A 15,974-nucleotide genomic window follows, 5' to 3' on the forward strand; every position below is an offset into this window, starting at 1 on the left:
CCCCACCTGGAGCACGACCATGGGTCTGGAACTCGTCTCGCCCGGCAAGAACCCGCCGGAAGAAATCAACGTCATCATCGAGATCCCGAAGGACTCGGAGCCGGTGAAGTACGAAGTGGACAAGGAAACCGGCGCGATCTTCGTCGACCGCATCCTGTCCACCCCGATGCGTTACCCCTGCAACTACGGCTACGTGCCGAGCACCCTGTGCGGCGACGGCGATCCGGCCGACGTGCTGGTGGTGCTGCCGCTGCCGCTGGTGCCGGGCTCGGTCGTGCGTTGCCGTCCGGTCGGCGTGCTGAAGATGAGCGATGAGGCAGGCAGCGACGAGAAGATCCTGGCCGTGCCGGTGTCGAAGATCTTCAGTGGCTACGCCCACGTTGAAGACATCGCCCAGGTCTCGAGCCACTGGCTGGAGCGCATCGGCCACTTCTTCGAGCACTACAAGGACCTGGAGAAGGGCAAGTGGGTCAAGCTCGATGGCTGGGGCGGCGCCGCTGAGGCCAAGCAGATCCTGATCGAGGCGCACCAGCGCCATCTCGACAGCAAGGCCTGAGCCTGAACCGGATCGCTCCGGCATGCCCTGCCGGAGCGATGCGGGTCACGTTTCATGATGACGGCACATCACTCTTGCCGTCGTATTAGGTAAATTGCGTCACTTCACACGTCATCGACATCCACCGTCGAGACAGCCAGGGGAATGTGTCGTGCGTATTCTGCTTGTAGGGGATGCAGCCAGCCTGCCGGCTGAGCTGACCGAATTCATTGCCGATCTTGGGGAAGACTGGCAGCCGCTGACCGCCACCGATGGCCAGGCCGCGATGACCGCGGTTGCCACCCAGGGCGTGGACGCGGTGATTGTCTGCCCGCAGCTGCCGGACCTCAATGCCACCACGCTGCTCGGCCAGATCCGGACCCTGCGTCCGGAAACCATCCGCATCGCGCTGGTGGATGCACAGCATGGCAACCGGCCGCCGCCGGCGCGCCTGATCGGCGTTGCCCATCGCTTCCTGCCGCTGCCACTGGCGCCGGAAGTGCTTCTGGAAGCGCTGACCAGCCTGGAAGAGCTGCGCGAAGTGCTGGACAGCCCGCGCCTGCGCGATGCCATCGGCCGCATCGAGAAACTGCCGTCGCCGCCGCACCTGTACCTGAGCCTGACCCAGGCGCTGGAGCATGATGACGATGCCGACAGCGCCGACGTCGCCAAGCTGGTGGCCGCTGATCCGGCCATCGCCGCCAAGGTGCTGCAGCTGTCGAATTCGGCGTTCTTCAGCCAGGGCCGCACCATCGCCGACCTGCGTACCGCTGTGACCCGGCTGGGCCTGGCAACACTGCGCGACCTGGTACTGGCCAGCGAAGTGTTCTCGGCGCCGACGCTGTCGACCGCCGAACGCAACTCGCTGCAGCAGCGCGCCCTGCTCGCCTCGCGGCTGGCCGCACGCCTGCTGCCCGAATCCAGCGCCGAACTGGGCGCAACCGCAGCACTGCTGGCCGACATCGGCCTGCTGCTGCCCGGCGTACGCAACGAGCGCACCGAGCCGTCGCTGGCTGGTGATACCCGCCCGGGCCATGCCGAAGCCGGCGCCTACCTGTTGGGGCTGTGGGGCCTGCCGATGCCGATCATCGAGGCGGTGGCGTTCCACCTGCAGCCACAGCGCGCCAACACGCGCAGCTTCTGGGTAACCGGTGCGGTGCACGTGGCGCTTGCGCTGGTCAACGGCGATCCGGTGGATGAGGACTACCTGCAGCGCGCGGGCGTGCTCAACAAACTGCCGCAGTGGCGCGATCATGCCAACAGCCTGATGGGGCTTACGCCCAGCGAAGCCTGAGCACACCGGCCATGCATGCGATGAAGGCGCGCCCGCAAGGACGCGCCTTCGTTGCATCAGGGCTGCGCGCAGTGGTCGTACACGCAACGTTCGAAGAGAAGCTGGCAGTAAGCCGCATCTTCGCCGGCCTTGATGCAGTCGCTGCGCACTTCGGCGCAATAGCGTCCATTGGCACACACCAGCGGGCCGGCCGACACACTACCGGCCAGGCTCAGGACGGCAAGAACTGCAGCTGCGAACATCCGTGGCATCGCATTTTTCATTTCGCGCTCTCCTTGGTCCGGAATGGACCTCCGCGACCGTACCAGCGGTCCAATTGCGACAAGCGTGACCCCTGTCGCTGAACCGCCCGATTCAGAGTTTCCCGACCCGGCTCTGCCAAACGCAAAGAGGGCGGGCCTTGCGGCCCGCCCTCCTCGTCTTGCCTTCAGGCTTCGATGGATCAGAAGCGCTGGTTGTACTGGATGAACAGGAAGCGGTCGTAATCCAGCATCGGGTCCAGCTGCACGGCACTGGCGTTGGTCACCGCGTAGGTGATCGGCGGGGTCTTGCCGAACACGTTGCGGGCACCGACGGTCACGCTGCCGTTCCACGGGGCCTGCCAGGTGGCCGAGATGTCGTGATAGACGATCGCGCCCTTCTTGTTCGCACCCTTGCCGCCGGTCCAACCGCCGTTCTCGGTCACGTAGCCCGGGTCGTTGCACTCCAGACCTGCCTTCTGGTCATAGCAGAAGTCACGGAAGCCGCCGTAGTAGCGCATGGTCCAGGTGGCCGACAGGTCACCCTTGGTCCAGCTGGTGGCCAGGGTGCCGCGAACGCGCGGATAGTTCCAGTAGCCTGCGTAGTCATCCCATGCAGAACCCTTGGTGGCCTGCTGGCGGAAGCTGGACAGGTAGTTGGTGTCCAGGTTGAACGACAGGGTACCGAAGCTGTATTCCGGCAGGCGGTAACGAACGCCGAAGTTGTAGCCTTCGGTTTCCAGCGAGCCCAGGTTCGCGTTGCCGCGGCTCAGGCTGTTGACCTGGCCGGTGACCGCGTCACGACCGTACTGGCCGCAGAACTGGTCGACGCCATTCTGGTAGCACTGGTTCAGCACGTAGTTCGCATTGACCGCAGTGATCACGTTGTCGACGGTGATCTTGTACCAGTCCAGCGAGACGTTCAGGCCGCTGACGAAGCTCGGGCTCCAGACCAGGCCTGCGGTGCGGGTCTTGCTGGTTTCCGGCTGAAGGCTGTCGTTGCCGACGCCCGACTGGAACGGGGCATTGCCCTGGGTGTCACGCGCAGCAACCGGACGGCCAGCGGCGTCGGTCTGGCGGAAGCCCGGGGACAGGCCTTCGGCGGCACAGCGGGCGGCGACAGCGCCGTTGCTGCGCTGGCCGAACACGGCATCACACGGATCGGTGAAGTTGTCGAAGGTCTGCGAGCCGCCACCGAAGGTGTCGCTCAGGGTCGGGGCACGGAAGCCCTCGCCGTAGGTGGCACGCACCAGCAGGTCGTCGATCGGCTTCCAGGTCACGCTGAACTTGCTGTTGATCGTGTTGCCGAACTTGTCGTAATCCGAGTAACGGCTGGCGACATCCAGCGACAGTTCCTTGGCACCCGGCAGGTCACGCAGCAGCGGCACCATCAGTTCCAGGTAGAACTCGTTGGTCTTGTACTTGCCTTCGGTCGGCTGTGCGGCCAGGTCGGTGGTGTAACCGGCGGCCGACAGTGCGTCCGGATGGTCGTAGCCCGACACTTCGCGGTGCTCATAGCCAGCAGCGAAAGCGAACTCGCCCGCATTGCCCGGCATGTCGAACAGCGAACCGGTGATGTTGGCGAAGTACTGCTTGCTCTTGCTCTGGCCGGTCGAGTTCAGCAGGGTGTTGATGTACTTCAGTGCATCCGGGGTCGCGGCGCTGGCGCCGCCCAGCAGATCGAACGGGGTGCAGCGGCCCGGGCCGATGCCCAGGTCGATCGGGTTGGCGGCGGTGCCGCACTGTGCAACACCGTTGCTGTTGATGAACGACGGGCCCAGCGCATTCTTCAGTGCCAGCAGGTTGATGTTGCCGGTGCTGGTCTGGGTCACGTCGTACTGGTTGTAGTTGATGCCCACATCCCAGTCGAACGGACGGTTGTTGAAGTCGAAGTTGCCTTCCAGGGCCGCATCGAAGTGCAGCGACTTCACGTTGTTCTGGGTAACGCGCGGCAGCTCGAAGATGCGGCGGCCCCAGCTGGTGAGATCAACGCCGGCACCCGGGTTGGCCCAGTTGCCCATCGGGTTGTAGATGCTGTCCTTGCTGATCGCGACCGGGAAGGTCGGCTGCGAGGTGCCGGTCAGCGGATAGCCGGCGATCTGGCGCTTGGAATCGCGCTCGGAGTACATCGCCGTCGACTTCAGACGCAGGTTGTCGTTGATGTCGTAGCTGGCCGAGGTGAACATCGACTTCGACTCACCGCCCTGGTTCAGCATCATCTGCTGCGAGGCGTTGTAGTAGTCGTCGGTGTTGATGGGGTGGTAGTTGTCCATGTTGTTGGACGGCTGACCCACGCCCACCGGGGTGTTCCACGAACCGGTGTGGTTGACCACCCAGGTGGTGGGTTCCCAGTCACCATCTTCGTTGTACTCGCCCGCACCCGGGGTACCGGCAGCGCGCGGATCGGTGAAGCGGCCCCACGGGCCGGCCGGGCTCAGGCCGTCCGTCGGATGGCCCTGGCCATAGGTGTAGCGGGTCAGGCCACGGTCCTTGGCCCACACCGGATCTTCCTTGGTGTAGTTGGCGCCGAAGACGATCGAGGAACGCTCGCCGCTGGCACCCAGGGTCAGGCTGTACTGGGTCTTGGCACCGTCGCCGTGGCTGTTCTGGCCGTAATAGGCACTGGCCTCTGCGCCGTCGAAGTTCTTGCGCAGGATGATGTTGACCACGCCGGAGATGGCGTCGGAACCGTAGATCGCCGAGGCGCCGTCCTTCAGGACTTCAATGCGCTCGATCAGCGAGGTCGGGATGGTCGACATGTCGGTGAAGCCGGCCAGGCTGGTGCTCCAGCGCTTGCCGTTGACCAGCACCAGCGTGCGCTGCTCACCCAGGTTGTACAGGCTGACGTACTGGCCGCCCTGTTCCGGGTTGGACGCCAGCACGGCCGCCTTGCTGAAGGTCTGGGTGCCTGCCACGGACAGGTTCTGCAGCAGGTCGCCGACGCTGACCAGGCCCGAACGCTGGATGTCCTCATGGCTTACGGTGAGGACCGGCTGGGAGGTTTCCACATCCACCGAGCGGATGCGGGAGCCGGTGACTTCCAGGCGATCAAGGGTGGTCGGGGCACTGGCTTCCTGTGCGGAAGCAAATGCCGGTGCCAGCGCCAGCGCAATGCCGGCGGGCAGCAGGCCCAGCCGCACGGCAGGGGTGCGAACGTTCATCAATCTCTCCAAGGTACGTGTTAGTAGCGTGTTAAAACGCTCCAGCACGTTACGATTGCGTTGCGATGCTGTATTTGCGCGACCCAACCGGAGACTTTGCAGAGTGTGGCGGGAGCAAGCCGCCGTTTTCCCTGAACCGGGAAGCAGACTGCCCGTAACGGGCGCGGAAGGCCCGGGCGAAGCTGCAGCAGTTGTCGAATCCGCTGGCTGCGGCGACCTCGCCCACCATCATGTCGGTGTCGCGCAGCAGATCGGCGGCCCGTTCCAGGCGCAACCGTGCCGAAAGCGACTGGGGGCTCTCTTCATACAGGCTCTGGAAGGTCTTGGAGAGGTACCAGCTGGAGAAGTTGGTCAGCTCGGCGAGTTCGCCGATCCGCACCACGCGGTGGCTGTTGCCCTCCAGATAGAGACGGGCACGCTGCATGCGGCCGAACACCTGGCGCTTGCGGCTGCGCGAGCGACCGGGGCAGCGCTGCACGTTGTCGGCCAGGTCACGCTGCAGGCCGGCCAGATGCAACAGCAGCGGGCGCAGCGCCTGCGCAGGCAGGCCGCTGTCGAGCGCATCGCGCCACAGGCGCAGGGCAACGCGGGCGTCGCCGCGGCTCATGCGACCACGACCGGCATACAGGCCGCAATCGGCCATCTCGGACAGCACCCGCATCGCCTCCGCATTCAGGCTGAGGCCCACGCACAGTCCGTTACGGCCGGCCTGCACCAGCGGGCGCGACTCCTTCTCGAAGGCGATCCACTCGCCATGGCGCAGGCGGAAACGCCCTTCCTTGGCTTCCACCCAGGAACTGCCCCGGACCTGCAGCCAGACCGTGAAGCTTGACCCTGCCGTCTGCAGGCTGCCGAGCCGGGCCACGCCCATGCAGGTCGGCGCGAGATCGTCGAGCGCCTTGTCGAGGGAGACGGTTTGGCCACGATCGGCCAGCGAGAGTTGACGCATAGGGCACCACGGGTTTGCCTGATACAGGCTTCCGTTTTGCCTAATCAGGCGTCAGCCCGTCAGGAAAATCCGCCGAGATCGCCACGAATTCGCGGCGAGAACTCCACGAAGAAATCACGAAGAGATATTTTTCTTAAGTATCAATGACTTGAGAAACGCGGGAAACAGGACTGGCGTCGACCGGGGCAGCTGCATGACGCCGATGTCGGCACCATCGCTGACGGCCAGGGCGACGTACAGATCCCGGCCATCGGCGCTGGCACTGATGCCGTTGCCCGCGCTGAGCCGCTGCCGGTCCAGGCAGCGCTCGGGGGCTTCGGTCCCGGCCTGGATATGGATCAGGGTCGTACCGCACTCGGTCGAGTTGCCGAGATACCCGATGCCACCGGTGCCTGCCACCGTCCAGGTGCGATAGCGCCATCGGCTGGGCCGGTCTTCACTGACCTGCTGCACGCTGGCCGGCGACAGTGCCGCATCCACCGACCACAAGCCGCCGGACGCCAGGCGGGTGAACAGCACGCGGCCATCGCCCCGATCGAAACGTGCCTGGGAGACGCCGTCGATGCTGGCCAGGCGACGCCAGGGGGTCACGCTGCGATCGAACAGGCTCAACCGGGTGCGCTGCTCTGCATCGCGCTCGACCACCAGCAGCTGTTCCGGGGTTGCCCCGTACAGGGCCTGCAGGGGCTGATCCACCGGAACCGGCAACGGTTGCAGGTGTTCGTCGCGCGGTGCGATCTCGTAGACCACGGTACGCCCATGCTCATCGCGCCCGACCACCAGCAGCTGGCGGCTGTCGGCCGACCAGTCCGGCGCCTGCCGTCCCTCCGGGCGCAGGCCCTCGATCGGCCGCAGTGAATCGGGCCGCTGCATGTCCGCCCACCACAACGCGAAACTGCCGGAACGATCGGAGGTGAAGACCAGCTGGCGACCGTCGGGCGCCGCCATCGGTTGCCCGTCACGGCCGCTGGACGCGAACAGCCGCTCGGCGCTGCCGCCGGCCATCGGCACCTTGAACACGCCGAACTGGGCACGGCGGTGAACGAAGGCCAGCACGTCGCCGTGGCGTGACACCGCAGGCCATTGTGCGTCGTCGAGGCCGGCATCACGCAAGGTGCGGCGCTCAACGTCCAGGTAGTACAACCGCACCTCGCTGTCCACGCGCCGGCCGAACACGATGCTGCGCCCATCGCCCAGCCAGGCCCAGCCACGCTGTTCGGCCGATTCGTTGGTCAACTGCTCCAGCTCACCGCCCCCGGCCGGCATCCGCCACAGGTCACCCATCTGCGGATTGCGCACGAACACCAGCCACTTGCCATCGGGGGAGTAGCGTGGCGCGTAGTCAAAATCATCCTGGTCGACCGCATAGTCCAACGCCCGCCACTGGCCGCTGGCCAGGTCGAGCACACGGATGCCGCGATGGGCATAGCGGCCCACCATGCTGCCAAAGACCAGGCCGCGGCCATCCGGCGTCCAGTCGAAGCTGAGCAGCTCGGTTCCGTCGCAACGGGTCGCCTGGCGCACACCGCCGCCGGTAGCGCTGGCGATCAGCACCTGGCAACCGCCGTCGGCTCCAAAGCGGGCAAACGCGATCTCGCGCCCATCCGGTGACCAGCTCGGGAAGCGGTCACTGGCCCCCTTCGGCGGCAGCGCCAGCTGCCGGGCCGGCGCATTGCCCGAGGTCTGCACCTTGATCGCACCACCACCGGCGCCGTCCTCGTTGGCGCCTTCATAGGCAACCTGGGAGCCATCCGGCGAAAGCGTGGGATAGGTTTCAAAACCACTGGTGGCGGTGATCAGGCGATAGGGACGCTGCGGGCTGCCGATCACCCGCACGCCGTTCTCGACCGCTGCATCCACCGGTGAGCTCGGCTCCGGCCCGCGCCGGAGCAGCAATGTGGCCATGACCAGCAGCGCGGCCAGCATCATCACACCCAGCACCCACAACAGCTGGCGGCGCAGCTGGCGCCAGCCACGCCGGCGTGAAGGCGCTGCCGGCACGGCTGCGAGCGGATGCCCGCTGCCACCGGCCACCGCCGGCATGACCTCTGCGACCACATCGGCGTCCAGCACCGGCTCAAGATCCTCCAGCGCCTGCACCGGTACCAGCAGCCGATAACCGCTCTTGGCGATGGTCTCGATGTAGGCCTGGCCATTGTCGTCGTCGTTGGCGAACGCCTTGCGCAGCTGGGTGACGGCCTGGGTCAGCACGTCATTGGTCGGCAACGTATCGGGCCAGACCTCGGCAAACAGCTCTTCACGGGTGACCACGCGCCCAGGCTGACGCATCAGCACGCGCAGCACGCCCAGCGCTTTCGGCGTCAGCCGCCGCGGACGGCGCGCGCCTTCAACCTCGACCTCACGTGAGGACAAGGTAATGACGCAGTCGCCGACCCGCACGCGGTCGGCCTCAATGGGCGTGAGTTCGCTGCTGTTCATTTTCCGCTATACAGTAGGGACGGGACCTGGGCAGGGCTCACCAGCAATACCGTCCCCACCGTCCCTGGACAGGGTCATCGAAAAGCCAGATTCCGCACAAAGCATCGGCGCATACCGCAAAAACAATAACGCCCCCGGATATTAGCCTAAGCCGGTTACCCCGCCTATGACGGGGTCGACACTCAGGCTCTCTCTCGCCGACGCATTCACATAATCTGCATCACTATTCGCGCCCTTTTGGGCGCGAAATTTTTATCTGGCGTTCATTTTCACATGCGCCGAAGCATGGTCAATCCGACCAGACGCGACACCACCAGGCCGATATACATGACGCCTGCGAACTGTTCGAGCATCACCAGAGCCCGTGCCTGCGGGTGCAGCGGCACGACGTCGCTCAATCCAACACCGGACAACAAGCTGAAGCTCAGATAAAGCAGCTCCATCCAGCTGCGCTCGGGGCCAGCGGTCGTACCCTGGAAACTGCCTGGATACCACTGCTGGCACACCGCGAACGCAAAGGCGAACGCCCAGGCCAGCAGCGTGAAGGTTGCCCCGGCCGCGAACAGCTCGTCGCGGGTCACTCTATGGTCCTGCAGCATGTAGGCGATCAACGCCCCCGCCGTATAGAAGTACAGCAGGCTTTCCAGCAGCTGCGCCGTGGTCAGCAGCGCGCTGCGGTCCAGCAGAGCGCCAGCCAGCGAGAACACCACCGAAGGAATGGCCAGCAGCAATGCCAGCCAGGTTCCCAACGGACTGCGCTGGACCACCCACAGCGCAAGGCCGAGCACCGCCATGCCGAACATGCCCAGCGCCGCCCGGCCAGCGGCGGTGTCATCGAGGGCGGGATACAGCAGCACCGCGATCAACTGGGCGGCCAGGAGCCAGGCCGAAGGATGGCGGCGGGCGATGGCCAGCCAGCGGGTGGTCGTGGCAACGGGCATGGCGTCCTTTCCCCTGGGCGATGCGCGGAGGATAGCCGGGCGCGGCGTGATGAACGGTAGTGCCGGCCATTGGCCAGCACTCTCCCCGGTCCCGTGCACGACGGAATGCCGGCCGGCGGCCGGCACTACCCGTTACCCGTCACCCCTGGTGGTAGACCTCGGCACCGGCAGCACGGAACTCCTGCGACTTCTCCTTCATGCCGGCCTCTGCGTAGTCGCGCACGTCCTGGGTGATCTTCATCGAACAGAAGTGCGGGCCGCACATCGAGCAGAAGTGGGCCAGCTTGTGCGCGTCCTTCGGCAGCGTCTCGTCGTGGAATTCCTTGGCCTTCTCCGGATCCAGCCCGAGATGGAACTGGTCCTCCCAGCGGAACTCGAAGCGCGCCTTGCTCAGCGCGTTGTCGCGCACCTGCGCGCCCGGGTGCCCCTTGGCCAGGTCGGCCGCGTGCGCGGCAATGCGGTAAGCCATGATGCCGTCGCGCACGTCCTGGCGGTTGGGCAGGCCGAGGTGCTCCTTCGGCGTCACGTAGCAGAGCATGGCCGTACCGAACCAGCCGATCATCGCCGCACCGATCGCACTGGTGATGTGGTCGTAGCCCGGCGCGATATCGGTCGTCAGCGGGCCCAGCGTGTAGAACGGCGCTTCGCCGCACTCACGCAGCTGCTTGTCCATGTTCTCCTTGATCAGCTGCATCGGCACGTGGCCGGGGCCTTCGATCATGGTCTGCACGTCGTGCTTCCAGGCAATCTTCGTCAGCTCACCCAGCGTCTCCAGTTCACCGAACTGCGCTGCATCGTTGGCATCGGCGATGCAACCCGGGCGCAGGCCATCGCCCAGCGAGAAGGTCACGTCGTAGGCCTTCATGATTTCGCAGATCTCTTCGAAATGCGTGTAGAGGAAATTCTCCTTGTGGTGCGCCAGGCACCACTTGGCCATGATCGAACCGCCGCGGCTGACGATGCCGGTGACCCGCTTGGCGGTGAGCGGCACGTAGCGCAGCAGTACGCCGGCGTGGATGGTGAAGTAGTCCACGCCCTGCTCAGCCTGCTCGATCAGGGTGTCGCGGAAGATTTCCCAGGTGAGCGCCTCGGCACGGCCATCGACCTTTTCCAGCGCCTGGTAGATCGGCACGGTGCCGATCGCCACCGGCGAGTTGCGGATGATCCATTCACGGGTCTCATGGATGTGCTTGCCGGTGGACAGATCCATCACCGTGTCGCCGCCCCAGCGGATCGCCCACACCAGCTTCTCCACCTCTTCGGCAATGCCGGAAGACACGGCGCTGTTGCCGATGTTGGCGTTGATCTTGGTGAGGAAGTTGCGGCCGATGATCATCGGCTCGCTTTCCGGATGGTTGATGTTGTTGGGCAGCACCGCACGACCACGGGCGATCTCGTCGCGCACGAACTCAGGCGTGATGATCTTCTGGATCGACGCACCGAACGCTTCGCCCGGGTGCTGCTGCAACAGGCCGGCATCGCGGATCGCGTCCAGCCGCTGGTTCTCGCGGATGGCGACGAATTCCATTTCCGGCGTGATGATGCCGCGGCGCGCGTAATGCATCTGGGTGACGTTGGCACCGGCACGTGCACGGCGTGGCAGGCTGCGCGCGGGGAAACGCACCGCGTCAAGCTTCGGGTCATGCTCGCGATCGCGGCCGAACGAAGAACTCAGTCCTTCAAGCTGCTCGGTATCACCGCGCTCTTCCACCCAGCCGCGACGCAGTGCCGGCAAACCGGCGGACAGATCGATGCGCACCTCCGGGTCGGTGTACGGGCCCGACGTGTCGTAAACGGTCACCGGCGCATTCTCTTCGCCACCGAACAGCGTCGGCGTACGGGTCAGCGCGATCTCGCGCATCGGCACCTGCAGATCCGGGCGTGAACCGGGCACGTGGATCTTGCGCGAGCCGGGAATGGGCCGGGTCACGGATGCGGAGAGTTGCTGGGCCTGTTGCTGCAGGGCGGAGAGCTGTGCGTTCATCGGGCATCGTCCAGGAAGGTCAGGGACGAAGCGGCGGCGCACGGCACCCGCGCACGGACGGTCCTTGGGCGGAGTCCGGGCACAGCTGCATTGCAAAGCTTCCCTACGCCGGTATGAGCCGGATCAGGTTCCAAGGGACTGTCTCAACCGTGGCCACATGGCCCGGTACCCCCGCTTCTTGGTGCGCATTAGAGCATAGACCGCCCGCCTCCGGGATCAGATCGCCATTCGTTAACGGAACCATGACGTCGCGTTCAGTAACGTGCACGCCATCGCGTTGCTGAGATCGATGCGTTCCCCGCCGCCTTCGCGGCCCCTGCCCGGTCCGTGCTGCATGCCGCCGGCCCTTCGCCGCAAGCTCTGCTCGCTCCCCTCAATCCCCCTTGATCGGAGAAGCTCCTTCATGGTGTTTCGCGTTTCCATCGCACTGGTTCTGCTACTGGTGCTGCTCGCCGGTATCGCCCCCGGCCCCTTCAACACCGTGGTCCAGTCGATGCTGGCGGAAGTCATCCGCAGTGTCGGCTGGCTGTACCTGCTGGTGGTGTTCCTGGCGCTGGTGTTCCTGATGTACCTGGCGTTCGGCCGCTTCGGCAATCTGCGCATCGGCGGCGAGGACGCCGAACCCGAGTTCTCGCGTGCCAGCTGGATGTCGATGCTGTTCGCCGCCGGCATGGGCATCGGCCTGGTGTTCTGGGGTGCGGCCGAGCCCATCTCGCATTTCAGCAAGCCGCCGGAAGGCCTGGCGCCGCAAAGCCTGGATGCGGCGCGCGCATCGATGCGCTATGCGTTCTTCCACTGGGGCCTGCACCCGTGGGCGATCTACGCACTGATCGGTCTGGCGATGGCCTGGTTCCAGTTCAACCGCAATGGACGCGGCCTGGTCAGCGACATGCTGCAGCCGATCATCGGCCGCCACCATCGCGGCTGGATCGGTCGGGTGGTCAACATCGCCGCCGTAGTTGCCACCGCGATCGGTGTCGCCACCACGCTCGGCTTCGGCACCATCCAGATTGCTGCCGGTATCGAACGCGTCTTCAGCGTGCAGGCTACCGTCGCCGTGCAGATGACCATCATTGCCGTCGCCTTCGTTTTGTACATGGCCTCCACCGCCAGTGGCGTGGAGCGAGGTGTGAAGTGGCTGTCCAACTTCAACCTGGCGTTGGCTGCCCTGCTGGCAGCCATCCTGCTGGTGCTGGGGCCGACCGGCTTCATCTTCGATACGTTCACCACCACGCTGGGCTCCTACCTCAACCAGCTGGTGACGATGAGCCTGCGCATGTCACCGTTCTCCGGCAGCACCTGGGTGGCGGACTGGACGATCTTCTACTGGGCCTGGTGGATCTCGTGGGCGCCGTTCGTGGGATCGTTCATCGCGCGCATCTCGCGCGGCCGCAGCGTGCGCGAGTTCGTGATCGGCGTCGTGCTCGCACCGACGCTGCTGGGCTTCTTCTGGTTCGCGGTGTTCGGCGGCACTGCGTTGTGGGCACAGATCTTCGGCCACGCCGATCTGGTGCAGGCGCTTGGCAATGGCTACGAGACGGTGTTGTTCACACTGTTCGACAGCATGCCGCTACCGTTGTTGCTGTCGTGCATCGCGCTGGTGCTGCTGATGATCTTCTTCGTGACCTCGGCCGATTCGGCGGTCCTGGTGCTGGCCAGCATGTCCACCGACGAGGCTGGCGACCCACCGTTGAAGCGCAAGCTGGCCTGGGGCATTGCGGTGGCACTGATTGCAGCGGCGTTGCTGCTGGCCGGAGGCCTGGACGCGCTGCAGGGCATGATCACGATCGCGGCATTGCCATTCGCGCTGCTGATGGTGCTGGTGATGGTGTCGCTGTACCGGGTGCTGGACCAGGAGTACACGCGGGAGCGGCGGCAGGCGCAGCGCCAGCGGCACATGATCGATGCGTGGATTGCACGCGAGATGGCGGCGCAGGAGGAGACGCAGGCCGAGGCAGCGCGCGCGCACGATCAGGATTGAGGGTTGTTTTGCAGCCTGCGGCTGCACCGCTTTTTCAGGCAAGGGCCAAGGTCAAATTCAAAGGCGGCTCTGGATTGCTGCTGGTTGGGTGGGGCGGTGTGGGTGGGCAGGACACGCCGTGAACCCATCCATGGGGGCTCGATGGCGCCATCCATGGCGCCAACGGTCCTGCCCACCCACACCACCCCACCCCCGACAGTTTCCCGGTAACGGTTGGTTTTCCACGCTTTGCGTGGAAGAGGTGTATCGGAAAACAAGAAGGGGTCGGATCCGTTTTCCTTCGGAAAACGGATCCGACCCCAACCCACAGCGCGCGGCTGTTGCTGTTGCCGTTGCCTTTGCTCTTGCTCTTGCTCTTGCTCTTGCTCTTGCTCTTCTTTTTCTTTTCCTGCGGTGACGGCCACGGAAACTGCCCGTGGCCGGGCGGGTGGGTTGGCTGGGGGCGTGAGCCGCATGGATGCGGCGACCGAGCTTACATGGACGTACTTGCAGCGGCCCCCAGACAATCCACCCGCCCGGCCAAGCCCCGTATCACTGCCACCACCGCAGAGGGGGCTCAGCCCGTTGGCCGGGAAACTCAGTACCCCGCCGCCTGCCCATCCTTGCGACTCTCCGAAGCTCCGTAATAAACCCCGCTCTCGGGATCGCGCATGATCGCCTGGTACCCGCCATAAGGCCCATCGGCGAACACGATGCGATGCCCCTTGCGCATCAGCGTACGCACCGTCTCGTAGGGGAAGCCGGTCTCCAGATTCACTTCGCCGCCGTCGGTCATCGCCGTGGCCTGGCCGGTCGGCTCGGTGGAACCTTCATGCTGGATGCGCGGCGCATCGCCGGCTTCCTGCAGGTTCATCCCGAAATCCACCAGGTTCATCACGATCTGCGCATGGCCCTGCGGCTGCATCGCGCCGCCCATCACCCCGAAGCTGGCATACGGCTTGCCGCCCTTGGTGATGAACCCCGGAATGATGGTCTGGAATGGACGCTTGCCCGGCGCGTAGCCGTTGGGATGGTTCTTCTGCAGCACGAACATCTCGCCACGGTCCTGCAGGATGAAACCCAGACCGGGCGGTGCCATGCCGCTGCCCATGCCACGGTAGTTGGACTGGATCAGCGAAACCATCATGCCGTCGGCGTCGGCCACGGTCATGTAGATCGTGTCGCCCTCCTCCAGCTGCTTCGGCGTGCCCGGCTGCACTTCCTTCAACGCCTTGTCCATCGAGATCAGCGCACGACGCTGCGCGGCGTACTCCTTGGAGATGAGCTTCTGCACCGGCGCCGGCTGGAACGCCATGTCGGCGTAGAAACGCGCACGGTCGGCAAAGGCCAGCTTCTTCGCTTCGACAAACAGGTGCACGTGTTCCGGTGAACCGAACGGGATCTTCGAGAAGTCGTAGCCTTCCAGCACGTTGAGGATCTGCAGTGCGGCGATACCCTGGCTGTTCGGTGGCAGTTCCCAGACGTCGTAGCCACGGTAGTTGCTGCTGACCGGTTCGACCCACTCGCCATGATGGTCAGCCATGTCCTGGTAGCTCAGGTAGCCACCGTTGGCCTTGAAGTAGTCACCGATGGTGTGGGCGATCTCGCCCTTGTAGAAGGCGTCGCGGCCACCGTCGGCGATCTTCTGCAGGGTGCTGGCCAGGTTCGCGTTCTTCCACATCTCGCCCTTGCGCGGGGCGTGGCCGTTGATCGTGAACTGCTCCTTGAAGCCCGGGTACTGCGACAACTTGGGCACCGAGCGGTCCCAGTAGTAGGCGATCACCTCGGCCACCGGGTGACCCTCGCGGGCGTAGCGGATGGCCGGCGCCAGGTTGTCGGCCATCGGCTTGCGACCGAAGCGGTCGTGCAGCGCGAACCAGCCATCGACGGCACCCGGCACCGACACCGGCAGTGGACCGGTGGCCGGGATGTCCTTCAGGCCACGGCGCTGGAACTCGGCCAGGGTGAGCGACTTCGGCGAGCGGCCCGAGCCGTTGTAGCCGTAGAGCTTCTGGGTCTTCGGGTCCCACACGATGGCGAACAGGTCGCCGCCGATGCCATTGCCGGTGGGTTCCATCAGGCCGAGCGCGGCGTTGGCGGCAATCGCCGCGTCCACTGCCGAACCGCCGCCCTTCATCACGTCCAGCGCGATCTGGGTGGCCAGTGGTTGCGAGGTCGCGGCCATCGCATGCGGGGCGATCACCTCCGAACGGGTGGCGAAGGTGTGGCCGGTGATGCGGTCGGCGGCGAAGGACAGCGCGGGTACGGCAGCCAGTACGGCGGCGGCGAGCAGGGAACGGGCAAGGCGTCGGGACACGGTCGGGTTCCGATGGACGGGTGGTTCCCCGATCTTCGCCGCTGCGGCCTTCACGCGGTATCGGACAGACGTCATGGACGTTGATCCTTGGGCGGAAAAATCCACCGGATTCCGCGCAAAAACCGCCCCGAAAGGAGTGAATTCGGGTTCACCGA

The 15,974-nt window shown here is 65.3% G+C and carries 11 protein-coding genes and 1 riboswitch; of the genes, 3 read left to right on the forward strand and 8 right to left on the reverse strand.

Annotated features, from left to right (window positions below; genetic code table 11):
• The first annotated feature begins 19 nt into the window (after positions 1-19).
• Together ppa and AC5P9N_RS12235 are read left to right on the forward strand one after the other, a co-directional pair.
• Positions 20-556 carry an inorganic diphosphatase gene (ppa, locus tag AC5P9N_RS12230; RefSeq protein ID WP_005410935.1) on the forward strand — a complete coding sequence of 179 codons (537 nt, stop codon included), beginning with the start codon at positions 20-22 and terminating at the stop codon, positions 554-556.
• A 151-nt stretch (positions 557-707) separates the two neighbouring features.
• Positions 708-1,829 carry an HDOD domain-containing protein gene (locus tag AC5P9N_RS12235; RefSeq protein WP_099484127.1) on the forward strand — a complete coding sequence of 374 codons (1,122 nt, stop codon included), beginning with the start codon at positions 708-710 and terminating at the stop codon, positions 1,827-1,829.
• A gap of 56 nt (positions 1,830-1,885) precedes the next feature.
• Here the strand turns inward: AC5P9N_RS12235 and AC5P9N_RS12240 are convergent, their stop codons facing one another.
• The 6 genes from AC5P9N_RS12240 to thiC form a co-directional block, all read right to left on the reverse strand.
• Positions 1,886-2,092, reverse strand: coding sequence for a hypothetical protein (locus tag AC5P9N_RS12240; RefSeq protein ID WP_049429946.1), 207 nt, complete (start codon positions 2,090-2,092; stop codon positions 1,886-1,888).
• Between the two features lie 179 nt (positions 2,093-2,271).
• Entirely contained in the window at positions 2,272-5,229 is a 2,958-nt protein-coding gene (locus tag AC5P9N_RS12245; protein WP_099484128.1) for a TonB-dependent receptor plug domain-containing protein, read from the reverse strand.
• Between the two features lie 49 nt (positions 5,230-5,278).
• Positions 5,279-6,178: a helix-turn-helix transcriptional regulator gene (locus AC5P9N_RS12250; protein ID WP_049429948.1), complete on the reverse strand. Its 900-nt coding sequence runs from the start codon at positions 6,176-6,178 to the stop codon at positions 5,279-5,281.
• A gap of 114 nt (positions 6,179-6,292) precedes the next feature.
• Positions 6,293-8,617, reverse strand: a complete 2,325-nt coding sequence (locus AC5P9N_RS12255; protein WP_099484129.1) for a winged helix-turn-helix domain-containing protein — start codon at positions 8,615-8,617, stop codon at positions 6,293-6,295.
• A 269-nt stretch (positions 8,618-8,886) separates the two neighbouring features.
• Positions 8,887-9,558, reverse strand: a complete 672-nt coding sequence (locus AC5P9N_RS12260; protein ID WP_099484130.1) for an ion channel — start codon at positions 9,556-9,558, stop codon at positions 8,887-8,889.
• Positions 9,559-9,697: 139 nt separating this feature from the next.
• Entirely contained in the window at positions 9,698-11,542 is a 1,845-nt protein-coding gene (gene thiC, locus AC5P9N_RS12265; protein WP_099484131.1) for a phosphomethylpyrimidine synthase ThiC, read from the reverse strand.
• A gap of 82 nt (positions 11,543-11,624) precedes the next feature.
• Positions 11,625-11,725, reverse strand: a riboswitch (TPP riboswitch).
• A 220-nt stretch (positions 11,726-11,945) separates the two neighbouring features.
• Here thiC and AC5P9N_RS12270 point away from each other — a divergent pair.
• A complete protein-coding gene (locus AC5P9N_RS12270; RefSeq protein WP_005410943.1) occupies positions 11,946-13,523 on the forward strand; it encodes a BCCT family transporter in 1,578 nt (525 codons plus the stop codon).
• Here the strand turns inward: AC5P9N_RS12270 and AC5P9N_RS12275 are convergent.
• Entirely contained in the window at positions 13,514-13,927 is a 414-nt protein-coding gene (locus tag AC5P9N_RS12275; protein ID WP_154329595.1) for a hypothetical protein, read from the reverse strand. The two genes, AC5P9N_RS12270 and AC5P9N_RS12275, sit on opposite strands and share 10 nt — an antisense overlap.
• A gap of 173 nt (positions 13,928-14,100) precedes the next feature.
• Positions 14,101-15,819, reverse strand: coding sequence for a gamma-glutamyltransferase (gene ggt / locus AC5P9N_RS12280; protein WP_099484851.1), 1,719 nt, complete (start codon positions 15,817-15,819; stop codon positions 14,101-14,103).
• Between the last annotated feature and the right edge of the window lie 155 nt (positions 15,820-15,974).

The organism is Stenotrophomonas sp. YJH_SMC_6 (assembly GCF_059371335.1).